Annotated in this window: 18 protein-coding genes; 15 read left to right on the top strand and 3 right to left on the bottom strand. The window is 73.2% G+C overall.

The features are described 5' to 3' along the window. Nucleotides 1-56 precede the first annotated feature (56 nt). The 3 genes from AB0I91_RS09575 (at nucleotide 57) to moeZ (ending at nucleotide 3,422) form a co-directional block, all read left to right on the top strand. On the top strand, nucleotides 57-1,040 hold the full coding sequence (locus AB0I91_RS09575) for an alpha/beta fold hydrolase (protein ID WP_498774445.1): 984 nt from the start codon (nucleotides 57-59) through the stop codon (nucleotides 1,038-1,040). Between the two features lie 82 nt (nucleotides 1,041-1,122). Then, on the top strand, nucleotides 1,123-2,151 hold the full coding sequence (locus AB0I91_RS09580) for a DUF3152 domain-containing protein (RefSeq protein WP_498774447.1): 1,029 nt from the start codon (nucleotides 1,123-1,125) through the stop codon (nucleotides 2,149-2,151). Nucleotides 2,152-2,249: 98 nt separating this feature from the next. Next, nucleotides 2,250-3,422 carry an adenylyltransferase/sulfurtransferase MoeZ gene (gene moeZ, locus AB0I91_RS09585; RefSeq protein ID WP_230567243.1) on the top strand — a complete coding sequence of 391 codons (1,173 nt, stop codon included), beginning with the start codon at nucleotides 2,250-2,252 and terminating at the stop codon, nucleotides 3,420-3,422. Between the two features lie 52 nt (nucleotides 3,423-3,474). On the opposite strand, the gene AB0I91_RS09590 is transcribed toward moeZ, so the two are convergent. Next, a complete protein-coding gene (locus tag AB0I91_RS09590) occupies nucleotides 3,475-4,461 on the bottom strand; it encodes a serpin family protein (RefSeq protein WP_499636296.1) in 987 nt (328 codons plus the stop codon). A gap of 118 nt (nucleotides 4,462-4,579) precedes the next feature. On the opposite strand from AB0I91_RS09590, the gene AB0I91_RS09595 reads away from it, so the two are divergent. The 10 genes from AB0I91_RS09595 to AB0I91_RS09640 all read left to right on the top strand — a co-directional run bounded on the left by AB0I91_RS09595 (nucleotide 4,580) and on the right by AB0I91_RS09640 (nucleotide 16,604). Then, nucleotides 4,580-5,374 carry a TIGR02569 family protein gene (locus tag AB0I91_RS09595; RefSeq protein ID WP_498774452.1) on the top strand — a complete coding sequence of 265 codons (795 nt, stop codon included), beginning with the start codon at nucleotides 4,580-4,582 and terminating at the stop codon, nucleotides 5,372-5,374. A 152-nt stretch (nucleotides 5,375-5,526) separates the two neighbouring features. Next, on the top strand, nucleotides 5,527-7,500 hold the full coding sequence (locus AB0I91_RS09600; RefSeq protein ID WP_499636359.1) for a molybdopterin oxidoreductase family protein: 1,974 nt from the start codon (nucleotides 5,527-5,529) through the stop codon (nucleotides 7,498-7,500). Beyond that, on the top strand, nucleotides 7,497-8,939 hold the full coding sequence (locus tag AB0I91_RS09605; RefSeq protein ID WP_499636298.1) for an FAD-dependent oxidoreductase: 1,443 nt from the start codon (nucleotides 7,497-7,499) through the stop codon (nucleotides 8,937-8,939). Before AB0I91_RS09600 ends, AB0I91_RS09605 begins: the two co-directional genes overlap by 4 nt. 100 nt (nucleotides 8,940-9,039) lie before the next feature. After that, on the top strand, nucleotides 9,040-10,392 hold the full coding sequence (locus AB0I91_RS09610) for an MFS transporter (RefSeq protein ID WP_498774456.1): 1,353 nt from the start codon (nucleotides 9,040-9,042) through the stop codon (nucleotides 10,390-10,392). Nucleotides 10,393-10,511: 119 nt separating this feature from the next. Further along, complete coding sequence (gene nirB / locus AB0I91_RS09615; RefSeq protein ID WP_499636300.1) at nucleotides 10,512-13,016, top strand: nitrite reductase large subunit NirB; 2,505 nt, start codon at nucleotides 10,512-10,514, stop codon at nucleotides 13,014-13,016. Then, nucleotides 13,013-13,333: a nitrite reductase small subunit NirD gene (gene nirD / locus AB0I91_RS09620; RefSeq protein ID WP_498774460.1), complete on the top strand. Its 321-nt coding sequence runs from the start codon at nucleotides 13,013-13,015 to the stop codon at nucleotides 13,331-13,333. The genes nirB and nirD overlap by 4 nt, the downstream gene beginning before the upstream one ends. Next, nucleotides 13,330-14,445 carry a uroporphyrinogen-III synthase gene (locus AB0I91_RS09625; protein ID WP_499636302.1) on the top strand — a complete coding sequence of 372 codons (1,116 nt, stop codon included), beginning with the start codon at nucleotides 13,330-13,332 and terminating at the stop codon, nucleotides 14,443-14,445. The genes nirD and AB0I91_RS09625 overlap by 4 nt, the downstream gene beginning before the upstream one ends. After that, nucleotides 14,442-15,107: a sirohydrochlorin chelatase gene (locus AB0I91_RS09630; protein WP_499636304.1), complete on the top strand. Its 666-nt coding sequence runs from the start codon at nucleotides 14,442-14,444 to the stop codon at nucleotides 15,105-15,107. Before AB0I91_RS09625 ends, AB0I91_RS09630 begins: the two co-directional genes overlap by 4 nt. A gap of 148 nt (nucleotides 15,108-15,255) precedes the next feature. Then, nucleotides 15,256-16,218 (top strand): pirin family protein, encoded by a 963-nt coding sequence (locus AB0I91_RS09635; protein WP_498774466.1) that lies wholly within the window; start codon nucleotides 15,256-15,258, stop codon nucleotides 16,216-16,218. Beyond that, nucleotides 16,215-16,604: a tetratricopeptide repeat protein gene (locus AB0I91_RS09640; protein ID WP_499636306.1), complete on the top strand. Its 390-nt coding sequence runs from the start codon at nucleotides 16,215-16,217 to the stop codon at nucleotides 16,602-16,604. Before AB0I91_RS09635 ends, AB0I91_RS09640 begins: the two co-directional genes overlap by 4 nt. Here AB0I91_RS09640 and AB0I91_RS09645 read toward each other — a convergent pair. After that, nucleotides 16,567-16,893 carry an MGMT family protein gene (locus tag AB0I91_RS09645; RefSeq protein WP_498774470.1) on the bottom strand — a complete coding sequence of 109 codons (327 nt, stop codon included), beginning with the start codon at nucleotides 16,891-16,893 and terminating at the stop codon, nucleotides 16,567-16,569. The genes AB0I91_RS09640 and AB0I91_RS09645 overlap by 38 nt on opposite strands. Nucleotides 16,894-17,154: 261 nt before the next feature. Here AB0I91_RS09645 and AB0I91_RS09650 point away from each other — a divergent pair, with 261 nt between their 5' ends. Next, a complete protein-coding gene (locus AB0I91_RS09650; RefSeq protein WP_498774471.1) occupies nucleotides 17,155-20,328 on the top strand; it encodes an ATP-dependent helicase in 3,174 nt (1,057 codons plus the stop codon). Nucleotides 20,329-20,398: 70 nt separating this feature from the next. After that, nucleotides 20,399-23,968, top strand: coding sequence for an ATP-dependent helicase (locus AB0I91_RS09655; RefSeq protein ID WP_499636308.1), 3,570 nt, complete (start codon nucleotides 20,399-20,401; stop codon nucleotides 23,966-23,968). Here the strand turns inward: AB0I91_RS09655 and AB0I91_RS09660 are convergent. Beyond that, nucleotides 23,965-24,501 carry a hypothetical protein gene (locus AB0I91_RS09660; protein ID WP_498774475.1) on the bottom strand — a complete coding sequence of 179 codons (537 nt, stop codon included), beginning with the start codon at nucleotides 24,499-24,501 and terminating at the stop codon, nucleotides 23,965-23,967. The genes AB0I91_RS09655 and AB0I91_RS09660 overlap by 4 nt on opposite strands. Between the last annotated feature and the right edge of the window lie 13 nt (nucleotides 24,502-24,514).

Below are 24,514 nucleotides of genomic sequence, written 5' to 3' on the forward strand. Positions count from 1 at the left end.
TGCGTTCCAAGCATGCTTCCCGTTTCGTAGGACGCCCGGCCAGGCATCCTGGGGTGGTGACCGAGACGCTGGAGGCCCGCAGGACCGCCATCACCCACGTGCCCCTGTCCACCGCGCCGCTACCTCCGCTGGACACAACGATCCAGCCGTGGCCTGGTGACTACGTCGAGGTGGGCGGGCACAGCGTGCACGTCCGCCGCACCGCGGGACCGGCCGGGTCGAGGGCGGTCTACGTGCACGGGCTGGGCGGCTCGGCGACGAACTGGACCGACCTGGCCGCGCAGCTGCGCGAGCACGTCGAGGGCCACGCGCTGGACCTGCCCGGTTTCGGCCGCTCCGAACCGATCGACGGCTACGACTTCCGGATGGCCACGCACGCTCGGGTCGTCACCGAGTACATCGAGTCGCTCGGCGGCGACCCGGTGCACCTGTTCGGCAACTCCATGGGCGGCGCGATCACGCTGATGGTCGCCGCCACCCGGCCCGACCTGGTACGCACCCTGACGCTGGTCTCACCGGCCGTGCCGGACCTGCGGCCGAGCCTGCGCCGGGTGTCGGACCGGCGGCTGCCGCTGGCGTTCCTGCCGGTCGTCGGCCCGCGGGTGCAGGCGCAGCTGGCCGCGATGACGCCGCGTGAGCGCACCCACCAGATGCTTCGGCTGTGCTTCGCCGAACCCCACTCGGTGCCGGCGAACCGGATCGAGCAGAGCGAGCGGGAGTACACCGAGCGGTCCGCGCAGGCGTGGGCCGGCAACGCGCTCAGCGCCAGCACGGTCGACCTGATCCGCTCGTGGCTGGTCCCGAGGTCGAAGTCGATGTGGCTGCTGCCGCCGAAGATCACCGCGCCCACGCTGGTCGTGTGGGGCACGGAGGACCGGCTGGTCAGCGTGCGCAAGGCGCCGAGGGTGGCCAGGCTGATCCCGCGCGGGCGGCTGCTCGTGCTGCCGCGCACCGGGCACGTGGCGCAGATGGAACGGCCGGTGTCGGTCGCGCGGGCCGTGGCGGGCATGTGGGAGGCGGTCGAGCGGCGGGCGTGGTGACGCGTGATCGGTTCAGCCGACCGGTGACGCGCAGGTCACCTGGAGTCCGCCGCCGGGGTGCGGTTGTGGCACCCTGGTCGGCGTGAACCGGACGTCGCAGGGCGCGCGTGACACGCCGCCGTCCTCTGATGACCGGCCGCCGCTGCCCGAGGACCGCTACCGCCGCGGCACGCGCCGCACCGGCGCCGAGCCGCTGGCCGCGGCCTGGGAACCGGCCGGTCGGAGGCGTCGCAAGCGCCGCAGGGGTGTGAAGGGCCTGGTCGCGGGCTACGGCTGGCGGATCTACGCCATCCCCGTGCTGCTCGTGCTCACGGCCCTGGTCGTGCTGGACACCGCCGCGCCCTCCACGTCCGCCGGTGGCGAGACCAACCCCACCACCGGCTCGTCCGCGCCGCCGTCCAGCTCCGGGCCGCCCGAGGCGACCGAGAAGCCGCCGGGCGACATCGACCTGAAGAACTTCCCCACCGCGCAGCTGCCGGACGGGCCGAAGTTCTCCGAGCAGGGCGCGGGCACGTTCGCCGTGGTGCCGGGCAGCACCCAGCCGGCGGGCACCGGCGGCAAGCTCTACCGGTACGCGATCGCCATCGAGGACGGCGTGGAGCCGGCGGACTACAACGGCGACCGCGAGGCGTTCGCCCGCACGGTCGACGGCATCCTGGCCGACCCGCGCAGCTGGATCGGCACCGGCCAGACGACCATGCAGCGCGTCGACACCGGACCGGTCGACTTCACCGTGAGCTTGACCACCACCAGCACCACGCACGCCCTGTGCGGGTTCCAGATCCAGTTCGAGTCGTCGTGCTGGCACACCGGCACCAAGCGGGTCATCATCAACACGGCCCGGTGGGTGCGCGGCGGCAAGGTCTACGGCAACGACATCAGCGCCTACCGGACCTACGCGATCAACCACGAGGTCGGCCACGTGCTGAAGAACCCGCACGAGGGCTGCAAGGAGAACGGCAAGGCAGCGCCGGTGATGATGCAGCAGTCGTTCGGGGTGGCCAACGACTACGTCGCCCAGCTCAACTCGGTGGACTCCTCGAACCGGTACGCGGTGGAGGCCAACGGCCTGGTGTGCACGCCCAACCCGTTCCCGAACGCACCGCAGTAGCCGTCCCGCGCCTTGGGACGACTTCCCATCCGGGAAGACGGAGGGGCAGGCTGGTGTTGTCCGTCGGTAGAGGACATGTTTCGTCGAGGAGGACTCAGATGGCGCTTCCGCCGCTCGTGGAGCCCGCAGCGGAGCTGACCAAGGAAGAAGTAGCGCGCTACAGCCGCCACCTGATCATCCCGGACGTCGGGGTCGACGGGCAGAAGCGGCTGAAGAACGCGAAGGTCCTGGTCGTCGGGGCGGGCGGCCTGGGCAGCCCGGCCCTGCTCTACCTCGCGGCGGCCGGTGTCGGCACGCTCGGCGTGGTCGACTTCGACGTCGTCGACGAGTCGAACCTCCAGCGTCAGGTCATCCACGGTCAGTCGGACGTCGGCAAGCCCAAGGCCGAGTCGGCCCGGGACTCGGTGGCCGAGATCAACCCGTTCGTGAAGGTGGTCCTGCACCAGACCCACCTGAACTCGGAGAACGCGCTCGACATCTTCCGCGACTACGACCTGATCCTGGACGGCACGGACAACTTCGCCACCCGGTACCTGGTCAACGACGCGGCCGTGCTGCTGGGCAAGCCGTACGTGTGGGGCTCGATCTTCCGGTTCGAGGGCCAGGTCAGCGTCTTCTGGGAGGACGCGCCGAACGGCCAGGGCCTGAACTACCGCGACCTCTACCCCGAGCCCCCGCCGCCCGGCATGGTGCCGTCGTGCGCCGAGGGCGGTGTGCTGGGCGTGCTGTGCGCGTCGATCGGCTCGGTCATGGTGACCGAGGCGATCAAGCTGCTGACGGGCATCGGCGACCCGCTGCTCGGCCGGCTCATGGTCTACGACGCCCTGGAGATGTCCTACCGGACCATCAAGATCCGCAAGGACCCGGAGAGCCCGAAGATCACCGAGCTGATCGACTACGAGGCGTTTTGCGGTGTCGTGTCCGACGACGCGCAGCAGGCCGCCGCGGGCAACACGATCACGCCGCTGGAGCTGAAGCAGAAGCAGGAGAGCGGCCAGGACTTCCTGCTGGTGGACGTCCGCGAGCCGCACGAGTACGAGATCGTGAAGATCCCGGGCTCGGTGCTGATCCCGAAGGACCGCATCCTGTCGGGCGAGGCGTTCGCGGAGCTGCCGCAGGACAAGCAGGTCGTGCTGCACTGCAAGTCGGGCGCTCGCTCGGCCGAGGCGCTGGCCGTGCTGCACCAGGCCGGGTTCAAGGACGCGGTGCACGTGGGCGGCGGCGTGCTCGCCTGGGCCCGCGAGGTCGACCCCTCCCTGCCGACCTACTGAACTGACGACCGACGCCGGGGCAGCCTCCTGAGGTTGCCCCGGCGTCGTGCGCTCACGGCTCGGTCACCTCGGCCAGGAACAGCAGCAGGCCCGTGCGCCGGTGGCGCACGGCCAGCAGGAACGGCCGGTCGAACCGCACCACCAAGGCCTCCTCGGGGTCGTGCCACCCCATGGCGGCGATCATCGTCGTGGCCGCGGCGCCCTCGACCCCGCGCTCGTCGAGCGTGAGCTTCGCCTGGTGCAGCACCTGCTCCACCAGCAGCCACGAGTCGAACAGCGGCCCCGCCCCGAGCGCGCGCAGCGGCTCCACGAGTTCCGTGGTCGCCTCCAGGGTCACTTTGGGCAGGTACAGGTCGACCTCGGTGAACCGCACGCCGGTGATCAGGTCGGCGAGCGCCTCCCCGTCGAGCTCCGCGGTCGCCAGGGGCTGGTCGGGCAGCAGGGCGACGACGTCCAACGCCTCCTCGCACGGGATCAGCACGGACCGCCAGCCGTGCCGCGCGGCGTAACCCAATGCGCCGGTCCGGTGCATCGTCGGCACCATCCGCTTGCCCGACGGCGTCCGGAACTTGCGGGGCCGCGTGTCGTCCTCGGGGAACTCCTCCACCCACGCGCCCTTCGCGTGCAGCGCGTTGACCAGGACGGCGAGGGCGCCGGGCGTGATCGCCCCGGGCGGAACGGCCTGCCGGACCAGGCCGCGGGTCAGCTCGCGCACCGCCTCGTTGATCACGACGTGCGCGTGCTCGTCCAGCACGAGCCGCCGCACGTCCGGGTGCTCCACCGCCGGCGCGGCCGGGTCGACCCAGATGGTGTCGGCCGAAGTCACGGCGGGCTCGTCGGCCGCGACGGCGAGCAGCTTCGCCGTCCGGTCGACGTCGGCGCGCAGCACGTCGGCCACGGCGGGCGCGGTGTCCTCGCCGGCCACGTCCGCGGCCCGGCACAGGGCCGCGGCCACGGAAAACGGCGACCAGCAGCGGTCGCCCTCGGGCAGCGCCCGGAGCAGGGCGAGCGCGAAAGCGGCGTGCGTGGCTTCGGTCACAGCGCAAATCCCCCCAATCGAGACCGCAATTATGCGGTTAGGCCGAATGCGTGGACACCACGTGTTCGAACGCCCGAGGTCCACCAACGGAAGGCCCGGTGCAGGTAGCGTGCCGGCCGTGACCACTCCGGAGCCGCCACCGTCGCACGTGCGCGCGGCGTTCGGCGCGCGCGACGCCGAGCCGGAGTTGATCGACGGCGGCCCGGTGTGGCGGTGCGGCGACGCGGCGATCCGGCCCGCGGGCAAGCCGGCCGAGGCCACCTGGGTGGCCAAGACCCTCGACGCGCTCGACGTCGACAACGTGCGCGTGGCCAGGCCGTTGCGCTCCACCGACGGCCGCTACGTGGTCGGCGGCTGGGCGGCGACCAAGTACCTCTCGGGCCGGGCCGAGCCGCGGCACGACGAGGTCGTGGACGTGGCCGTGAAGCTCCACCGGGCGACCGCCGAGCTGCCCAGGCCCCGGTTCCTGGACGCGCGGGTCGACCTGTTCGCCACCGCCGACCGCTGCGCGTGGGACGAGGAGAAGGCCGACCTCGACCCCGACCTCGGCGGGCGGCTGTTCGACCTGACCGCCGGCTACCGCAAGCCCGTCGCGCTCAAGCCGCAGGTGGTCCACGGCGACCTGTTCGGCAACGTGCTGTTCGCGGGCGACGCCGCCCCGGCGATCATCGACTTCGCCGCCTACTGGCGCCCTGCGCCCTACGGCGCGGCCGTGGTCGTGGTCGACGCGCTGTCCTGGGGTGGCGCGGATCACGGTCTGCTCCAGCGCTGGGCGCACCTGGACGAGTGGCCGCAAATCCTCCTGCGGGCGACCCTGTTCCGCCTCGCGGTCCACGCGCTGCACCCCCGTTCGAGCAGACAATCTCTCGTGGGACTGGAGCGGACGGCGGCGCTCGTCGTCGACCTGCTGTGAACTCACCCTCACCGCGCGATCCCTGAGCTGTGAAGTTCGCGTGGACGAAACATTCCACGTTCTGCCGTTAACAGCGGCTTCTTACCGTCGGGCTCGTGACCGCCTCCGCGAGCATCGACACGCACTGCCCGTACTGCGCGCTGCAGTGCGCGATGTCCATCGAGAACGGCAAGGTGTCGCCGCGGGAGTTCCCGACCAACCGAGGCGGGCTGTGCCAGAAGGGCTGGACGTCGGCCGAGCTGCTGACCTCGCCCCACCGGCTCACCACGCCGCTGGTCCGCCGGGACGGCGAGCTGCGGGAGGCCACCTGGGACGAGGCGCTGGACCTGGTCGCGGCCAAGCTCGCGGACCTCCGCGCGACCTACGGGCCGGACTCGGTCGGCGTGTTCGGCGGCGGCGGGCTGACCAACGAGAAGTCCTACCTGCTCGGCAAGTTCGCCCGGGTCGCGCTGGGCACCTCGCAGATCGACTACAACGGCCGGTTCTGCATGTCGAGCGCGGCGGCGGCGGGCCTGAAGGCGTTCGGGCTCGACCGGGGCATGCCGTTCCCGGTCACCGACCTCGACCGCGCGGACGCGATCCTGCTGGTCGGCGGCAACCCGGCGGAGACCATGCCGCCGTTCGTTCAGCACCTCAAGAACGCCGAGCTGATCGTCATCGACCCCCGGCGCACGCCCACCGCCGAGCTGGCCACCCTGCACCTGCAGCCCGCGCCCGGCACGGACCTCGCGCTGGCGCTCGGCCTGCTGCACACCGCCGTGGCCGACGGCTACCTGGACAAGGAGTACGTGGCCGAGCGCACCACCGGCTTCGACGACGCGTGGCGCATCGCGGCGACGTGGTGGCCGGAACGGGTCGAGCGGGTCACCGGCGTGCCGGTCGCCGACCAGCGGGCGGCGGTGCGGATCCTGGCCGAGGCGCACAACGCCTTCGTCCTCACCGGCCGCGGCACCGAGCAGCACGCCAGCGGCGCGGACACCGTGTCGGCGTGGATCAACCTGGCGCTGGCGCTGGGCCTGCCCGGCCGGAAGTACTCCGGCTACGGCTGCCTCACCGGCCAGGGCAACGGCCAGGGCGGGCGCGAGCACGGGCAGAAGGCCGACCAGCTGCCCGGCTACCGCAAGATCGACGACCCGGCGGCCCGCGCGCACGTCATGGACGTCTGGGGCGTGGACGACCTGCCCGGACCGGGCCGCTCGGCCTACGAGCTCCTCGACGCGCTCGGGCAGCCGAACGGCCCCAAGGCGCTGCTGGTGTTCGGCAGCAACGTGATCGTCTCCGCGCCGCGCTCGCAGCACGTCGCCGACCGGCTCAAGGCGCTGGACCTGCTGGTCGTGGCCGACCTGGTGCTGTCGGAGACGGCCGCGGTCGCCGACGTCGTGCTGCCGGTCACGCAGTGGGCCGAGGAGAGCGGCACGATGACCAACCTCGAGGGTCGCGTCCTGCTGCGCCAGGTGGCCGTGGCGCCGCCGGAGGGCGTGCGCAGCGACCTGGACGTGCTGCGCGGCCTGGCGACCCGCCTCGGCCAGCCCGCCGAGCGGTTCCCGACCGAGCCCGAGGTGGTGTTCGAGGAGCTCCGGCGGGCGTCGGAGGGCGGCGCCGCCGACTACTCCGGCGTGACCTACGAGCGCCTGCGCCAGGGCGAGGCCCTGCACTGGCCCGTGGTCCGGGAGAGCACGCCGCGCAACTTCCTCGACCGCTTCGCGCACGCCGACGGCCTGGCCAGGTTCGTGCCCGTCGAGCACCGCGGACCCGCGGAGGTGCCCGACGTCGACTACCCGTTGCAGGCGACCACCGGCCGGGTGCTCCAGCACTACCAGTCCGGCGCGCAGACCCGGCTGGTGCCCGAGCTGAACGAGGCCGAGCCCGAGGCGTACGTGGAGGTCCACCCGGACACCGCGACCAGGGCGGGCCTGCGCGACGGCGGGATGGCGTCCGTCGTCTCGCGGCGCGGCCGGACCGTGGCGCGGGTGCGCTGCGTGGCGTCGATGCGGATCGACGTCGTGTTCCTGCCCTTCCACTACGCGGGCGAGGGCCGGGCCAACCTGCTGACCAACCCGGTGCTGGACCCGACCAGCCGGATGCCCGAGTTCAAGGTGTGCGCGGTCCGATTGGAGTCGCTATGAGGAACGTTGTCATCGTGGGCTACGGCATGGCCGGCGCCCGGCTGGCCGACGAGATCCGCCGCCGCGACCCGAAGGCGGAACGCGTCTCGGTGACCGTGCTGGGCGACGAGGCGCACCACGCGTACAACCGGGTGCTGCTGTCCAGCGTGGTCGCCGGGTCGCTGACGCCCGACGCGGTGCGGCTGCACGACGCCGACTGGGCCGCCAAGCACCACGTCGACCTGCGGCTCGGCGGCACGGTCAGCAAGATCGACCGGACCCGCCGGGTCGTGCACGTCGACGACACCGAGGTGCCCTACGACGCGTTGGTGCTGGCCACGGGCTCGCGGTCGTGGGTGCCGCCGACGCCCGGCCTGCTCGACGGCAACGGCGACCTCGCGTCCGGCGCGGTGGCGTTCCGCTCGCTGGACGACTGCGCCGAGATCGTGGCCAAGGCCTCGCCCGGCACGCCGGTCGCGGTGCTCGGCGGCGGCCTGCTCGGGCTGGAGGCCGCGCGCGGCCTGGCCGGCCGGGGCTGCCTGGTCACCGTGGTGCACCCCGTCAAGCACCTGATGGAACGGCAGCTCGACGCGGGCGCGGGTCGGGTGCTCGCCACCACGTTGAACGGCCTGGGCATCGAGTTCCGGCTCGGCGTGCTGGCCACCAGGTACGTGCCGGGCGACGGGCTGGAGCTCGACGACGGCACGCACGTGCCCGCGGACCTGGTCGTCGTCTCGGCGGGCGTGCGCGCGGAGACCTCGCTGGCCGAGGAAGCGGACATCGAGGTCGACCGGGGCATCCTCGTGGACGACGCGCTGCGCACCAGCGACCCCCGCGTGCACGCCATCGGTGACTGCGCCCAGCACGTCGGCACGGTGTCCGGCCTGGTGCAGCCCGCGTGGGAGCAGGCGGCCGTGCTCGCCGACCGGCTCACCGGCGTCGCGCCCGCCGCCCGCTACTCCGGCACCACCGTCGTGACCAGGCTCAAGGCCCGCGACGTCGACCTGGCCGCGTTGGGCGACGTGCACGTGGGCGTCGACTCGGTCGACGACGAGGTGCTGTGCTTCCAGGACCCGGCGCGTGGCCGGTACGCCAAGCTCGTGCTGCGCGACGACAAGGTCACCGGCGCGATCGTGCTCGGCGCGCCGGACGCGGCGGCGGCCATCACCCAGCTGTTCGACCGCGGCCTGCCCGCGCCGACCGACCGGCTCGCGCTGCTGCTGGGCCGCGCGCTGCCCGCCGAGAACGAGGCCAGCCCCGCCGACCTGCCCGCGTCCGCGGTGGTGTGCCGGTGCAACACGGTCAGCAAGGGCCAACTGGTCAGCGCCTGGCGCGGCGGCGCGACGACGTTGTCCTCGATCGCCGAGGTCACGCGGGCCAGCACGGGCTGTGGCGGCTGCAAGGACGCGGTGTGCGGGATCGTCGACTGGCTCGCGGCCTCACAGCCCCAATCCGCTTGATGTGCGCGGGAGTTGCCGCCGACGACACCTGTCCGAACGTCGGGGTAACGGACCGTTCTTACGGTTCCTGCAACGGGAAATCGGTGTCCAGGAGGGTCCAATGAGCACGGTGATGGAGACCAAGGGCGTTGCGCCTCAGGCCAAACGCGGTGGTCGGTGGATCGAGCACTGGGAGCCGGAGGACCCGTCGTTCTGGGAGACGACCGGCAAGAAGGTCGCCCGCAAGAACCTGGTCTTCTCGATCCTGGCGGAGAACCTGGGCTTCACGGTGTGGAGCCTGATGAGCATCGTGGTCGTGAGCCTGGGCTCCGTCGGCTTCAGCTTCAGCGTCGGCCAGACGTTCTGGCTGCTCATCGTGCCGAACCTGGTCGGCGCGGTGCTGCGCATCCCCTACACGTTCGCGGTGCCGAAGTTCGGCGGGCGGGCGTGGACCACGATCAGCGCCGGCCTGCTGCTGATCCCCACCACGATGCTGGCGATCGCGGTGAGCAACCCCGGCACGCCGTACTGGTTCTTCCTGCTCACGTCGGCCGCGATGGGCTTCGGCGGCGGCAACTTCTCGTCCTCGATGGCGAACATCTCGTTCTTCTACCCGGAGGGCAAGAAGGGCCTGGCGCTCGGGCTCAACGCGGCGGGCGGCAACCTCGGCGTGGCCATGGTGCAGCTCGTCGTGCCGATCATCATCTCCCTCGGCACCGGCATCAACCTGGCCTACGCGGCCCTGTTCTGGATGCCGTTCATCATCGTCGCCTCGGTGTGCGCGTGGTTCCTGATGGACAGCCTCACCCAGGCCAAGCCGGACGGCTCGTCGTACAAGAAGGCGATGTCGAACAAGCACACGTGGGTGATGTCGTTCCTGTACATCGGCACGTTCGGCTCGTTCATCGGCTTCTCGTTCGCGTTCCCGTCGCTGATCAAGCTCAGCTTCGTCGACTACAAGAGCTTCGTCGGCCTGGCCTTCCTCGGCGCCCTCATCGGCTCGGTGAGCAGGCCGTTCGGCGGGTGGCTCGCCGACCGGTTCGGCGGCGCGCGGATGACCATGGCGGTGTTCCTGGGCCTGGCCGCCGGCACCGTCAGCCTGCTGGTCAGCATCGAGATCCGCAGCTTCGCGCTGTTCTTCGGCTCGTTCATCGCCCTGTTCGTGCTGGCCGGCGTGGGCAACGGCTCGACCTACCGGATGATCCCGGCGATCTTCGCCGCGCAGACGGAGGACATGCGCTCGGCCAAGCGGCAGGCCGCGGCCGTGGTCGGCATCGCGGGCGCGATCGGCGCGTTCGGCGGCGTGCTGGTCAACCTGGTGTTCAAGTTCTCGCTCGAGGGCAGCAAGACGCTGGCGCCCGCGCTCACCGCGTTCCTGGTGTTCTACGGCCTCTGCATGGCCACCACCTGGTGGTTCTACATGCGGCGACGGGTGTTCGCGCGCGTGCCGAGCCTCGCCTACGCCGGCGTGTGACGCACACAACCCTCTGAAGTGCGGCGTGAGGCTGCTTTAACGCCTGCGCAACATTCGCGACCTTGGCACGACACGGTGCCCGGTGAGCATTGACCTGGGCGGAAGAAGGGATTGGTCCCATGACGCGAACGCTGGTGGTGGTCGGTCACGGCATGGTCGGTCACCGGCTCGTGGAGGCCCTCCGCGAGAAGGACGTGACCGGTCAGTGGCGGATCGTCGTGTTCGCCGAGGAGACCCGTCCGGCCTACGACCGGGTCGCGCTGTCGTCCTACGTGGACAACTGGGACGCCGGGTCGCTGAGCCTCGCGCCGCACGACGACGACGCGGTCGAGCTGCACCTGGACGACAAGGTGGTGCACCTCGACCGCGACAACAAGGTCGTGCGCACCGCCAAGGGCCGGGTGCAGCCCTACGACGCGCTGGTCCTGGCCACCGGCTCGGTGCCGTTCGTGCCGCCGGTGCCCGGCCGCGACCTGCCGGGGTGCCACGTCTACCGCACCATCGACGACCTGGACGGCATCCGCGCCACGGTCGAGTCGGCGCGCGCGGCGGGCCGGCACGCGGGCATGGTGCTCGGCGGCGGCCTGCTCGGCCTGGAGGCGGCGAACGCGCTGCGCGGCATGGGCATCTCGCCGCACGTGGTCGAGCTCGGCCCGCGGCTGATGCCGCTGCAGGTGGACGAGGGTGGCGGCGGCCTGCTCAAGCGCCTGGTCGAGAAGCTGGACCTGACCGTGCACACCGGCACGTCCGCGTCCTCCATCGAGCAGGACCGCGGGCGGCTCATCGCCAAGCTGTCCAACGGCGTCGAGCTGGACCTGGACGTCGTGGTGTTCTCCGCGGGCATCCGGCCGCGCGACGAGCTGGCCCGCTCGTTCGGCCTCACCGTCGGCGAGCGCGGCGGCATCATCGTCGACAAGGCGTGCCGCACCTCCGACGAGCACATCTACGCCATCGGCGAGTGCGCCAACCTCGACGGCATGGTGTACGGCCTGGTCGCGCCGGGCTACTCCATGGCCGAGGTGGTCGCCGACCGCCTGCTCGGCGGCGCCGCGGAGTTCCCGGGCGCCGACATGTCCACCAAGCTCAAGCTCCTCGGCGTGGACGTGGCCTCGTTCGGCGACGCGCACGCCAAGGAGGAGGGCGCGCTGGAGGTCGTCGTCAACGACGCCGTGGCCGGCACCTACGCCAAGGTCGTGGTGTCCGACGACGCGAAGACCCTGCTCGGCGGCATCCTCGTCGGCGACGCGTCCAAGTACATGTCGCTGCGGCCGCTGGTCGGCAGGCCCGTGCCCGGCGACCCGGTCGCGCTGATCGGGCCGGAGGGCGGCGTCGAGCTGACCCTGCCGCACGACGCGCAGGTGTGCTCGTGCCACGCGGTCACCAAGCAGCAGATCGTGGACGTGGTCAACTCCGGCGAGGCCGTCGACGTGCCGGGCATCAAGTCCTGCACCAAGGCCGGCACCGGCTGCGGCTCGTGCGTGCCGATGCTGAAGAAGCTGCTCTCCGAGTGCGGCGTCGAGCAGTCCAAGGCGCTGTGCGAGCACTTCGACCAGTCCCGCGCCGAGCTGTTCGAGATCGTCCGCTCCACCGGCGTCACCACCTTCTCCGAGCTGGTCTCCCGGCACGGTCGCGGCCACGGCTGCGACATCTGCAAGCCCGCCGTCGCCTCGATCCTCGCGTCGCTGGACAACGGGCACGTGCTGGAGGGCGAGCAGGCCACGCTGCAGGACACCAACGACCGCTTCCTGGCCAACATGCAGCGCAACGGCACCTACTCGGTCGTGCCGCGCATCCCCGGCGGCGAGATCACGCCGGAGAAGCTGATCGTCATCGGCGAGGTCGCCCGCGACTTCGGCCTCTACACCAAGATCACCGGCGGGCAGCGGATCGACCTGTTCGGCGCGACCGTCGACCAGCTCCCGCTGATCTGGAAGCGCCTGGTGGACGCCGGTTTCGAGTCCGGGCACGCCTACGGCAAGGCGCTGCGCACGGTGAAGTCGTGCGTCGGCACCACGTGGTGCCGCTACGGCGTGCAGGACTCCGTGTCGCTGGCCATCGCGCTGGAGCTGCGCTACCGCGGCCTGCGGTCGCCGCACAAGCTCAAGTCCGCCGTGTCCGGCTGCGCGCGCGAGTGCGCCGAGGCGCGCGGCAAGGACTTCGGCATCATCGCGACCGAGAACGGCTGGAACCTCTACGTGGGCGGCAACGGCGGCTTCACCCCGCGCCACGCCGACCTGATCGCGTCCGATGTGGACACCGAGACCCTGATCAAGCTGATCGACCGGTTCCTGATGTTCTACATCCGCACCGCGGACCGGTTGCAGCGCACCTCGACGTGGATCGAGTCGCTGGAAGGCGGGCTTGACCACCTGCGCGACGTCATCGTCGACGACAGCCTCGGCATCTGCGCCGACCTGGAAGCCGCGATGGCCAAGCACGTGGACAACTACGCCGACGAGTGGCGCGGTGTGCTGGAGGACCCGGAGAAGCTGTCCCGCTTCACCTCGTTCGTCAACGCGCCCGGCACGCCCGACCCGACGATCACGTTCCGCGAGGAGCGCGGCCAGAAGGTGCCGGTCCTGTTGGGCGTTCCCACTGTCGGCCAGGCGGAGGTTTCCCGATGACACCCGTGTGCGAGTTGAGCGCCCTGCGCCCCGACCAGGGGGTGGCGGCGCTGCTGCCCGACGGTTCCCAGGTGGCGGTGTTCCTCACCTCGGCCGGGACCGTGCACGCGCTGGGCAACATCGACCCGTTCAGCGGCGCGGCCGTGATGTCGCGCGGCATCGTGGGCGACCGCGGCGGCGTGCCCGTCGTGGTGTCGCCGGTGTACAAGCAGGCGTTCGAGCTCTCCACCGGCAAGTGCCTGGACGACCCCTCGACCGGCGTGCCGGTGCACCCCGTGGTCGTGGCCGACGGCGTCATCCAGGTCGGGTCACCGTGAACGCCGCCCCGCTGGCCGGGTACACGGTCGGTGTGACCGCCGCCCGGCGGGCCGACGAGCTCGGCGCCCTGCTGGAGCGCAAGGGCGCGACCGTGCTGCACGGTCCCGCCATCCGGATCGTGCCGCTGCCCGACGACGCGGAGCTGCTGGCCGCGACCAGGGCCGTGGTGGAGGAACCGGTGGACGTCGTGGTGGCGACCACCGGCATCGGCTTCCGCGGCTGGGTGGAGGCCGCGGAGGGCTGGGGGCTCGGCGCGCGCCTGCTCTCGCGGCTGTCCGGGGCGCGGGTGCTGGCCCGGGGGCCGAAGGCGCGGGGAGCGGTGCGTGCCGCCGGGTTGGTGGAGACGTGGTCGCCGGAGGGCGAGAGCAACGCCGAGCTGCTCGACCACCTGCTGCGGGCCGGCGTGGCCGGTCAGCGCATCGCCGTGCAGCTGCACGGCGAGCCGTTGCCGGAGTTCACGTCGACCTTGCGCGCGGCGGGCGCCGTGGTCGTCGAGGTGCCCGTCTACCGCTGGACCGGCCCGTCCGACCCGGCGCCGCTGGAACGGCTGCTGGAGGCCGTGCTCGCCGGTCAGGTGGACGCGCTCACGTTCACCAGCGCGCCCGCCGCGGCCTCCGTGCTGCGCGTGGCGGAGGCGATGGGCAAGCAGGCCGAGCTGATCTCGTTGCTGCGCCGGGAGGTGCTGGTGGTGGGCGTCGGCTCGATCACCGCCGGACCGCTCGTCGGCGCCGGCGTCCCGGTCGTGCAGCCGGCCCGGGCCCGGATCGGCGCGCTGGCCCGTGAACTGGCGCTGGAACTGCCCGCCAGGGCGACGCGGCTGCGGATCGCGGCCCGTGACATCGAACTGCGCGGCCAGGCCGTAGTGGTGGACGGCGAACTGCGCCCCGTGCCGCCGGCGCCGATGGCGGTGCTGCGGGTGCTGGCCGCCGCGCGTGGCCGGGTGGTGTCCCGGCGCGACCTGCTGGCGGCGCTGCCCAGCGGCGGCGAGGAGCACGCCGTGGAGACCGCCATCGGTCGCCTGCGCTCGGCGCTGGGCGAGCCGCGCATGGTCGCCACCGTCGTGAAGCGCGGCTACCGCCTGGCCATGGACCCCGCCGGAGTGGCCGTATGACCCTGGTCCTCGTCGCGCACGGCACCCGTGACCCCGCCGGGGCCGTTGTCGTGGAAGAGATCGCGTCCCTGGTGCGGGCACGGCTGGGTGGCGTGCCCGTGCGGGTCGCCTACGCCGACGTGCGGCAGCCCGACGTCACCTCCGTGCTGGAGTCCGTCTCCGGCCCGGCCGTCGTGGTCCCCGCGTTCCTGGCCGCCGGTTACCACGTCCGGGTGGACATCCCGGCGCAGGTCGAGGCGTCCGGCCACCCCGACGCGGTGATCACGGACCCGATCGGCCCGGCCCTGCTGCCCGCGCTGCTGGCGCGGCTGACCGAGGCCGGGTGGACGCCGGGCGACTCGGTGGTGCTGGCGGCCGCGGGTTCGTCCGATCCCCGTGCCCTGGCCGACGTGCGGGCCGTGGCCACCGCGCTGTCCCGCCGGGTCGGCCCGGTGACCATCGGCTACGCCGCCACCGCCGAACCCCGCATCGGTGACGTGGTCGCCGCCGCGGCCGGGCGGGTGGCCGTCGCCTCGTGGCTGCTGGCCCCCGGCCTCTTCCACCGCGTCGTCGCCGACTCGGGCGCGGCCGTCGTGGCGGCGCCGATCGGCGCGCACCTGCGGGTGGTGGAAGCCGTCCTGCTGCGCTACTACGAGGCTCGCTGCTTCCAAGACGTGGCCTGACCGCGTGCGTCCCACGTCGCGGGCACCCCGAGTCGAACGCTCGGGTGCCCGCGGCGTGCGACGACGGGCGCGGAATAGTTGAGGGTTCAATCAGGTTGACGCGGGTGAGACCGCCGAACCCGGGCGGTCACCGTCCGAGGAGGCAGTCATGCCCGCCGTCACCGCCGACACCCTGACCCTGCCGCGCCTGCCCCGGTTGCCCGAGGCCGCGACCGAGTGGCGCGGCGTGCGCCGGGTCGTGCGGGCGCGGCGGTTCCTCGAAGGCGAGGGCTTCCAGGTCCGCCGCCCCTTCCCGGGCGTGGAGCTCGCCGACGCGGACCCGTTCCTGCTCCTCGACCACATGGGCGCCGTCGAGTACGGCCCCGGCGAGGCGAAGGGCGCGCCCTGGCACCCGCACCGCGGCTTCGAGACCGTCACCTACATGATCGACGGCGTCTTCGAGCACCGGGACTCCACCGGTGGCGGCGGGGTGATCACCAACGGTGGCACGCAGTGGATGACCGCCGGTTCCGGCGTGCTGCACTCCGAGCTGCCGTCGCAGGAGCTGGTGGCCAGGGGCGGGCTGTTCCACGGCGTGCAGCTGTGGGTCAACCTGCCGAAGGCCGCCAAGTGGACCCCGCCCCGCTACCAGGACATCAACCCGGCCGACACCGTGCTGCTGTCCAGCGACGACGGCGGCGCGCTGGTCCGCGTGATCGCCGGCGACGTGGCGGGGCACCAGGGCCCTGGCATGACGCACACGCCGATCACCTACCTGCACGCCACGCTCAGCCCGCACGCCCACCTGACCCTGCCGTGGCCGGAGGACTTCACCGCGATGGTCTACGTCCTGTCCGGTCGCGGCACGGTCGGCGCCGACCACCGCCCGCTCGACGAGGGGCAGCTGGCCGTGTTCGAGGACGACGGCGCCGCGCTCACCATGCGGGCCGACACGACGTGGGACGTCCTGGTGCTGGGCGGGCTGCCGCTGCGCGAGCCGGTCGCGCGCTACGGGCCGTTCGTGATGAACACGCGGGCCGAGATCCTGCAAGCCGTCGAAGACTTCCAAGCCGGGCGACTGGGCGTCACGCACGTGCCGCACGTCACCGCGGCGGACGAGGAGCTGTCATGACCGACGTTCGCGAACTGCTGCGCAAGGGACGGATGTTCCGCGTGTCCGGCGACCCGAGCGGCGCGGCGCGCTACCTGGCCGAGGCGGCCGAGCACGTGCCGACCGACCGGACCGTGCTGACCGAACTCGCGCTGGCGCACTTCCAGTCCGCCGCGCTGGGCAAGGCCGAGCGGGTGCTGACCGCGTTGGTCGACCTCGACCCGTCCGACGGCTACGCGCGCCTGCTGCTCGGCCGCACGCTCAGCCGCCAGAGCAGGCACGCCGAGGCGCTGCCGCAGCTGCGCCTGGCCGCCGCGATCACCCGGGACCCCGAGGTGGAGTCCGAGGTGGCCCGGGTCGAGGCGCGGGTCAGAACAGGGCCGGAGGCTCGTCCGCCTTCTCCTTGACCGCGTCCTCCCAGCGGTACGTGCGCAGGTCGACCTTGCCGCCGTCGACCACCACGCCCTCCTCGCGCAGCAGTTGCAGCTGCTCGTCGGCGATGTGGGGCGCGCACGTGCCGTTGGCGCGCAGCACCCGGTGCCACGGCAGGTCGTGCCCGTCCTGGTTGAGCACCTGCCCGACCAGGCGGGGCGACGGCGCGCGGGCGATGTCGGCGACGTCGCCGTAGGTCGCCACCCGGCCGCGCGGGATCCTGCGCACCACCGCGCGGACCATCTCGTGCAACTCTTCGTCCACCCACACAGCTTTCCACGCACCCCCTCACACCCCACGCATCCCCTGGCACACCCCGCCCCCCGCGCACACCCCGCCCCCCGCGCACACCCCCCACCCCTCGCACACACCCCCTCGCGCACACTGCGAGGTCGCGTCGATCGTTCGCGTCCTCATTCCCGGCGATCACGCTTTTCGATCGTCGGGAATCAGGGCGCGAACGGTCGACTTCCAGGCGACCTCGCCCGCGACGCCGGAGGCGGCGCAATCCAACACTGTGATTGCATGACCCCCGTGGCAGTGAACAGGGCGCCGTTGCTGGTGCGCCGGGTGCGGCAGGAGGAGCCCCGGCGCCACTGGGACGCGCCCGCACGCGCCGTGCTCGACCACTCCGGCGGGCCGTTGCGGGTGCTCGGCGGCCCCGGCACGGGCAAGACGACGTTGCTGGCCGAGGTGGTGGCGCACCGGGTGCTGCACGGCGGCGTGCACCCCGAGAACGTGCTCGTCCTCACCCCCAACCGGCGCGCGGCCGAGGCGATGCGCGCCCACATCACCCGCCTGCTGACCGGCGCCCGCGCCGACGGCGTCCTGCCGACCACGCAGGAACCGCTGGTGCGGACCGTGCACTCGTACGCCTTCGCGGTGCTGCGCGCGCAAGCCGTCCACCAAGGCGAACCCGCGCCCCGCCTGCTGTCCGGCCCCGAGCAGGACGCGGTGGTGCGCGAACTGCTCGCCGGCGACGTGAGCATGGGCGCCCCGAAGTGGCCGGAACGCCTCCGGCCCGCCCTCGCGCTGCCCGCGTTCGCGCACGAGCTGCGCGACCTGATGCTGCGCGCCACCGAACGCGGCTTCGCGCCGGAGGACCTCACCGAGCTCGGCCGCCGGCACTCCCGCGAGGAGTGGGTCGCGGCCGGCCTGTTCGCCACCCAGTACGAGCAGGTCAACCTGCTGGCCAGCAGCGGGCAGGGCCACGCGCCCTCGTTCGACGCGGCGGAGCTGGTCGGCAGCGCGCTGCTCGCCTTCCAGACCGAACCGGACGTGCTCGCGGGCGAGCAGCGGCGGGTGAGGCACCTGCTGGTCGACGACGCGCAGCACCTCGACCCGTTGCAGCACGAGTTCATCCGCGTGCTGGGCGCGGCCGCGCAGGAGTTCGTCCTCGCGGGCGACCCCGACCAGGCCGTGTTCTCCTTCCGCGGCGCCGATCCGACCCTGCTGTCGCAGGCGGGCGGCCCGGCGGTGGTGCTCACCACGGGTTACCGGATGGCGCCGGAGATCAGGGCCGCGGTGGGCAGGCTCGCCGGCCGCCTGCCCGGCGCGTCGCCGACCCGCGAGGTCTCGCCGGCCGACGGCACGGGCAACGTCCAGGTCCGCCTGTTCGCCTCCGCCGCGCAGGAGGCGGGCTGGGTGGCCGACCAGCTGCGCCGGGCCCACCTGATCGACGAGGTCCCGTGGTCGCACATGGCCGTGGTGGCCCGGTCGGCGACCAGATCGCTGCCGGTCCTGCAACGCGCCCTGCTCGCGGCCGGCGTCCCGGTGGCCGTGCCGCGCGACGAATTGCCGCTGGCGCGCCAACCGGCGGTGATGCCGTTCCTGGCGCTGCTGCGCTGCGCGGCCGTGCCCGGCACCCTCGACGAGGACACCGCCGCGATGCTCCTGTCGTCACCGCTGGGCGGCGCGGACCCGTTGGCGCTGCGGCGGTTGCGGCGCGGCCTGCGCCGGCTGGAACTGGCCGCGGGCCGCGACCGGCCGAGCGGCGAGCTGCTGGTCGAGGTGATCGAGTCGGACGACCGCCTGGCCGCGCTGGAGGACGCCGAGGCGCAGCCGGCGCGCCGCATCGGCGGGCTGCTGCGCAAGGCGCGCAAGGGGATCGCGGACGGCCTGACCGTCGAGCAGGTGCTGTGGGAGCTGTGGCAGAGCACCGGCCTGGAGCTGCGCTGGGTGGCGCAGTCCGCGCGGCACGGCACCGTCGGCATGCAGGCCGACCGGGACCTGGACGCGATCGTGGCGCTGTTCGAGGCCGCGGCGAAGTACGTGGACCGGCTGCCCGGCTCGGGCGCCGAGGGCTTCGCGGACTACCTGGCCGCGCAGGAGATCGTCGGCGACACGCTGGCCGCCGCCGCGCCCACCGGCGAAGCGGTGTCGGTGCTGACCGCGCACGCCGCCGCCGGTCGCGAGTGGACGGTCGTGGCGGTGCCGGGCGTGCAGGAGGGCAGCTGGCCCGACCTGCGGCTGCGCGGGTCCCTGCTGGGCGTGGAACGCATGGTCGACGTGGTCGCGGGCGTGTCGGCGGAGACGGCGTCCGCGGTCGCGCCGATCCTGGCCGAGGAACGGCGGCTGCTGCTCGTCGCGGCGAGCCGGGCCCGGCGGACGTTGCTGGTCAGCGCGGTGCGCGGGGAGGACGAGCAGCCGTCGCGGTTCCTGGACGAGATCGAGGAGCTGTCCACCGAGGAGCCGGAGCGGCCGACGTTCACCCCCGAGCGCGGGCTGGTGCTGGCCGAGCTGGTCGGCGAGCTGCGGCGGGTCGTGTGCTCCGACGACGAGCCGGCCGACCGCCGGGAGCGCGCGGCCGTCCAGTTGGCCCGGTTGGCGGCGGAAGGCGTGCCGGGCGCGCACCCGGACTCCTGGTACGGCTTGGCGGACGTCACCACGGAGAGTCCACTGTGGACCGAGGAGCACACGGTGAGCGTGTCGCCGTCCACGGTGGAGACGCTGGCGAAGTGCCCGCTGCGCTGGGTCGTCGAGCGGCACGGCGGTCAGGACCCGGCCGAGCTGGCGTCGATCACCGGCACGCTCGTGCACGCGCTGGCGCAGGCCGCCGCGACCGGCGCGGACGAGAAGGAGCTGCGGGTCAAGCTGGACGAGGCGTGGGCCGCGGTCGACGCGGGCGCGCCCTGGTTCTCCCGCCGCGAGCGGATCCGGGTGGAGCGGATGCTCGACACGTTCCTGGCGTGGCTCGCGTCCAGCCGCTCCCAGCTCACCCAGGTCGCGGTCGAGGAGGAGATCTCCGTCGAGATACCCCGACCCGACGATGGCCCGAAGCTGCGCGTGCGCGGCCGGGTGGACCGGCTGGAGACCGACCGGGACGGGCGGCCGGTCGTGGTGGACGTGAAGACCGGCAAGTCCCCGGTGAGCAAGGACAAGGCGCAGGAGCACCCGCAGCTCGCGGTCTACCAGCTGGCGACGGCGCTGGGCGGCTTCACGCACCTGGGCCTCGGCACCGACCCTGGCGGCGCGCGCCTGCTCTACGTGGCCAAGGAGGACCGCAAGACCGGCGCGGTCGAGCGCGAGCAGGTGCCGCTGGACGAGCAGGGCGTGCGGGTGTGGCTGGAGGCCGTGCAGCTGGCCGCCGGGTCCAGCGTCGGGCCGTCCTACCAGGCGACGGAGAACGCGGACTGTGATCGCTGCCCGGCCCGCACCACCTGCCCGGTGCACGCGTCCGGTCGTCAGGTGAGCCACTAGGGCGGTTCTGACCAGCCATTTCGGTCCCGCCCTGCGGGTCGCCGAAGCCGGCCGGGCCCGACCACGGAGAATGCGGGACGTGGTCGTGCCGAGCGGGGTCGAACGGGTGGCGGGTGAGCCGGTGTCGCTCGCGAGCCCGTTCGAGGTCGCCGAGGCGCTCGGCCTGCCCAGGCCGACGCCCGAGCAGGCCGCCGTCGTCGCCGCGCCCACCGCGCCCGCGCTGGTCGTGGCCGGTGCCGGCGCCGGCAAGACCGAGACGATGGCCGCCCGCGTGGTGTACCTGGTCGCCAACGGCTTCGTCACCCCCGACCGGGTCCTCGGCCTGACGTTCACCCGCAAGGCCGCGCGCCAGCTCTCCGACCGGGTGCGGCTGCGGCTGCGCCGGCTCGGCGGCTCGCCGCTGCTGGACCGGCTCGACCCCAGCGGCCAACGGCGGGCCGCGGTGCTGACCACCGAGCCGGTGATCCTGACCTACCACGCGTACGCGGGCCGGCTGGTGGGCGAGCACGGCCTGCGGCTGCCCGTGGAGCCGGGCGTGCGGCTGCTCACCGAGACCGCCGCGTGGCAGCTCGCGCACCGCGTCGTGTCGACGTGGAACGACGACCTGGACACCGACAAGGTGCCCGCGACCGTCACCGGCTACCTGCTCGCGCTGGCCGGCGAGCTGGGCGAGCACCTGGTCGACCCGGTCACGCTGTGGCGGCACGCCGAGCGGCTGTGCGCGGTGATCGAGAACGCGCCCAAGACGGCACGGCAGCGCGACGGCCTGCCGGAGTCGCTGAAGGCCGTGGTGAGCGCCCAGCGGCTGCGGGTCAACCTGATCCCGCTGCTGGAGGCCTACCAGGCGCGCAAGCGGCGTGAGGCGGCGATGGACTTCGCCGACCAGATGTCCCTGGCCGCCCGGCTCGCGTCCGAGCACCCGGAGGTCGTGCGGGGCGAGCGCGAGCGCTACGGCGCCGTGCTGCTGGACGAGTACCAGGACACCGGTCACGCGCAACGCGTGCTGCTGCGGTCGTTGTTCGGGCGGGGCGAGCCGATGCCCGTGACGTCGGTGGGCGACCCGGCGCAGGCGATCTACGGCTGGCGCGGCGCGTCGGCGGCGAACCTGCCCCGGTTCGTGCACGACTTCCCGCCTGCGCGGAAGTACGGCCTGCTCACCAGCTTCCGCAACCCGCCGGAGGTGCTGGCCCTGGCCAACGCCGTGTCCGCGCCGCTGCGCGCGATGGGCCTGGACGTGGACGAGCTGCGGGCCCGCGAGGGCGCCGGGCCGGGTGACGTGCGGGTGGCGTTGTTCGACGACGTGCGGCAGGAGCTGGACTGGGTGGCCGACACGGTCGCCGCGCAGTGGGAGCAGCACCTGGACAGCAGCGACGAGCCACCGACCGCCGCGGTGCTGGTGCGCCGCCGTTCGGACATGGCGAACATCGCGGCGGCGCTGCGGGAACGCGGCCTGCCGGTCGAGGTCGTCGGTCTGGGCGGGCTGCTGGACGAGCCGGAGGTGCGCGACCTGACCAGCGCCCTGCGCGTGCTGGTGGACCCGCTGGCCGGCACCGCCGCCGCCCGGCTGCTCACCGGCTCGCGCTGGCGGATCGCCGCGTACGACCTGGCGGCGCTGTGGGCGCGGGCCCGTGAGCTGGCGGGCGCGCCGAGCAGGCAGGCGGTGGCGAACGACCCGCTGGCCGTGATCGCGGACGCGTTGCCGGGCGAGCACTCCGAGCAGGCCGGTCTCGCGGACGCGCTGGACGACCCGGGCGACCCGACCGCGTACTCCGCCGAGGGGTACCGGCGGATCCGGCGGCTGGGCGCGGAGCTGTCGTCGTTGCGCCGCCGGTTGGTCCAGCCGCTGCCCGAGCTGGTCGCGGACGTCGAGCGCACCCTGCTGCTGGACATCGAGGCGATGGCGCGGCCGGGCGGTGTCGGTCGGGCGCACCTGGACGCGTTCGCCGACGTGGTCAACGACTTCGCCGCCGCCAGCCCGTCGGCCACCCTGCCCGCGCTGCTCGACTACCTCTACACCGCCGAGCAGGCCGAGGACGGTCTGGAACCCGGCGAGGTGGAGGTGGCCGAGAACCGGGTGCAGGTGCTGACCATGCACTCGGCCAAGGGCCTGGAGTGGCACATCGTCGCCGTGCCGCACGTGGTGAAGGACGTGTTCCCGGGTCGGAAGAAGTCGTCGAGCTGGCTGCGCTCGGTGGCGGAGCTGCCCGCCGAGCTGCGCGGTGACGCCGAGGACCTGCCGAAGCTGCGCATCGCGCCCGACGCCAACCGCAAGGAGGTGGAGGAGGCGCTGGCCGGGCACGAGGACGACTTCGACGCACGGCGGCTGGTGGAGGAGCGGCGGCTGCTGTACGTGGCGCTGACGCGGTCCGAGCACAGCCTCCTGGTGTCGGGGCACTGGTGGGGCGAGACGGGCGACAAGCCGAAGGGGCCGTCGGCGTTCCTGACCGAGATCCGGGAGTCGGTGCTGGCCGCCGACCACCCGCCCGCCGACATCGCCCACTGGGCGGCGCGCCCGGCCGACGACGAGCCCAACCCCCTCGCGTCGCAGACGAAGACGGCCCAGTGGCCGACCGACCCGCTGGGCAAGCGCCGCGCCGCCGTGGCCGAGGGAGCCGAGCTGGTCCTGAACGCCCTGGACCGCCACCTGGCCGCACCACCCGCCCCCGACCTGCCGCCCACCCCACCCGCGGAACCCGAGTACGACCTACCGCCCGAACCGCCCGCGGAACCCGACCACGACCTGCCGCCCGAACCGCCGGCCGACGACCTGCCCCCGGACCCTTTCGACCTGCCCGACCCCCCAGACCACGAGCCGGACCACGAGCCGGACCACGAGCCGGACCACGAACCTGTCGCCGAACCGGACTTCGAGCCACCGCTGCCCGACGAAGCCCCCGACGACGACGTCCTCCCCGACGAAGTCCCTGGCGAAGCCCGCGACGTCCTCCCCGACCACCCCGAAGACGACCCGGACGGCTGGGCCCGGGACGTCGACGTGCTCCTCGCCGAACGCGCCGCCGCGGCCGACCGCCGGGAACGCGTCGTCCTGCCCGAGCACCTCTCGGTCAGCCAGCTGGTCGAACTCGCGGCCGACCCGGACCTGCTCGCCCGCCGGCTGCGCCGTCCCCTGCCGTTCCCGCCCAACCCGCTGGCCCGCCGCGGCACGGCGTTCCACACCTGGCTGGAGCAGCGGTTCGGCGCGAGCCGCCTGTTCGACCTCGACGACCTGCCCGGCGCGGCCGACGAGGGCGCGGCGCCGGACAGCGACCTCACCCGCCTCCAGGAGGCGTTCCTGGCCAGCACGTGGGCCGACCGCGTGCCGCACGACGTCGAGGTGCCGTTCGAGGCGGAGATCGACGGCCTGTCCGTGCGCGGCCGGATGGACGCGGTGTTCGCCGACGACGACGGCGGCTGGACGGTGGTCGACTGGAAGACCGGCGCGGTGCCGGAGCCCGACCGCCTGCCCGCGCTGTCGGTGCAGCTCGCGGCCTACCGGCTGGCGTGGGCGGCGTTGACCGGGACGCCGGTGGAGAAGGTGCGGGCGGCGTTCCACTACGTCCGCCAGGACCACACGCTGCGCCCGGCCGACCTGCTGGACGCGGACGGCCTGCGCGCGCTGATCCGCTCGATCCCGGCCTAGGAGTTCACCCGCGCGTGCGCGGGCACTTCCTTCAACACCCGGTCGTAGAGCACTTCCAGCAGCCACCGCCCGAACAGCGACGGCCCGAACTCCGTCGACCGGTCCTCCGGCGGCACCAGCAGCTCGGCCGCGCCCGCCGAGTCGACCGCGACCACGCCGATGCCGTAGTAGTCCAGCTCGATCAGCGGCCACGACTGCTTGCCCAACGGCGCCGGGAGCACCACCGAGCAGGGCGCGAGGGTCATCAACGTGCCGCACGACTGCAACGCGCGGTCCACCGTGGACTCACCCACCAGCACACCGACCAGCTCGACGGCGGGCACGGGGAGCCGGTCGTGCGCCGCCGGCTCGAACCACGAGCGGAACCACGAGGGGTCGGCCTGCGGCGGCCAGCCGTTCGCGCTGCGCCACTCGTGCACGTCGGCACGAACCCGCACGACGGCTGACACCTGATGGCCCAGCACGGCGACGTCGGGCACGACGATGCCGCGCCAACCCAACGCCGTCGCGGCATGGTGGAGGAGCGGTTGCACTCGGGCATCCTAG

Origin of the sequence: Actinosynnema sp. NPDC049800 (assembly GCF_040656635.1) — a bacterium.
Taxonomy (GTDB): Bacteria; Actinomycetota; Actinomycetes; order Mycobacteriales; family Pseudonocardiaceae; genus Actinosynnema.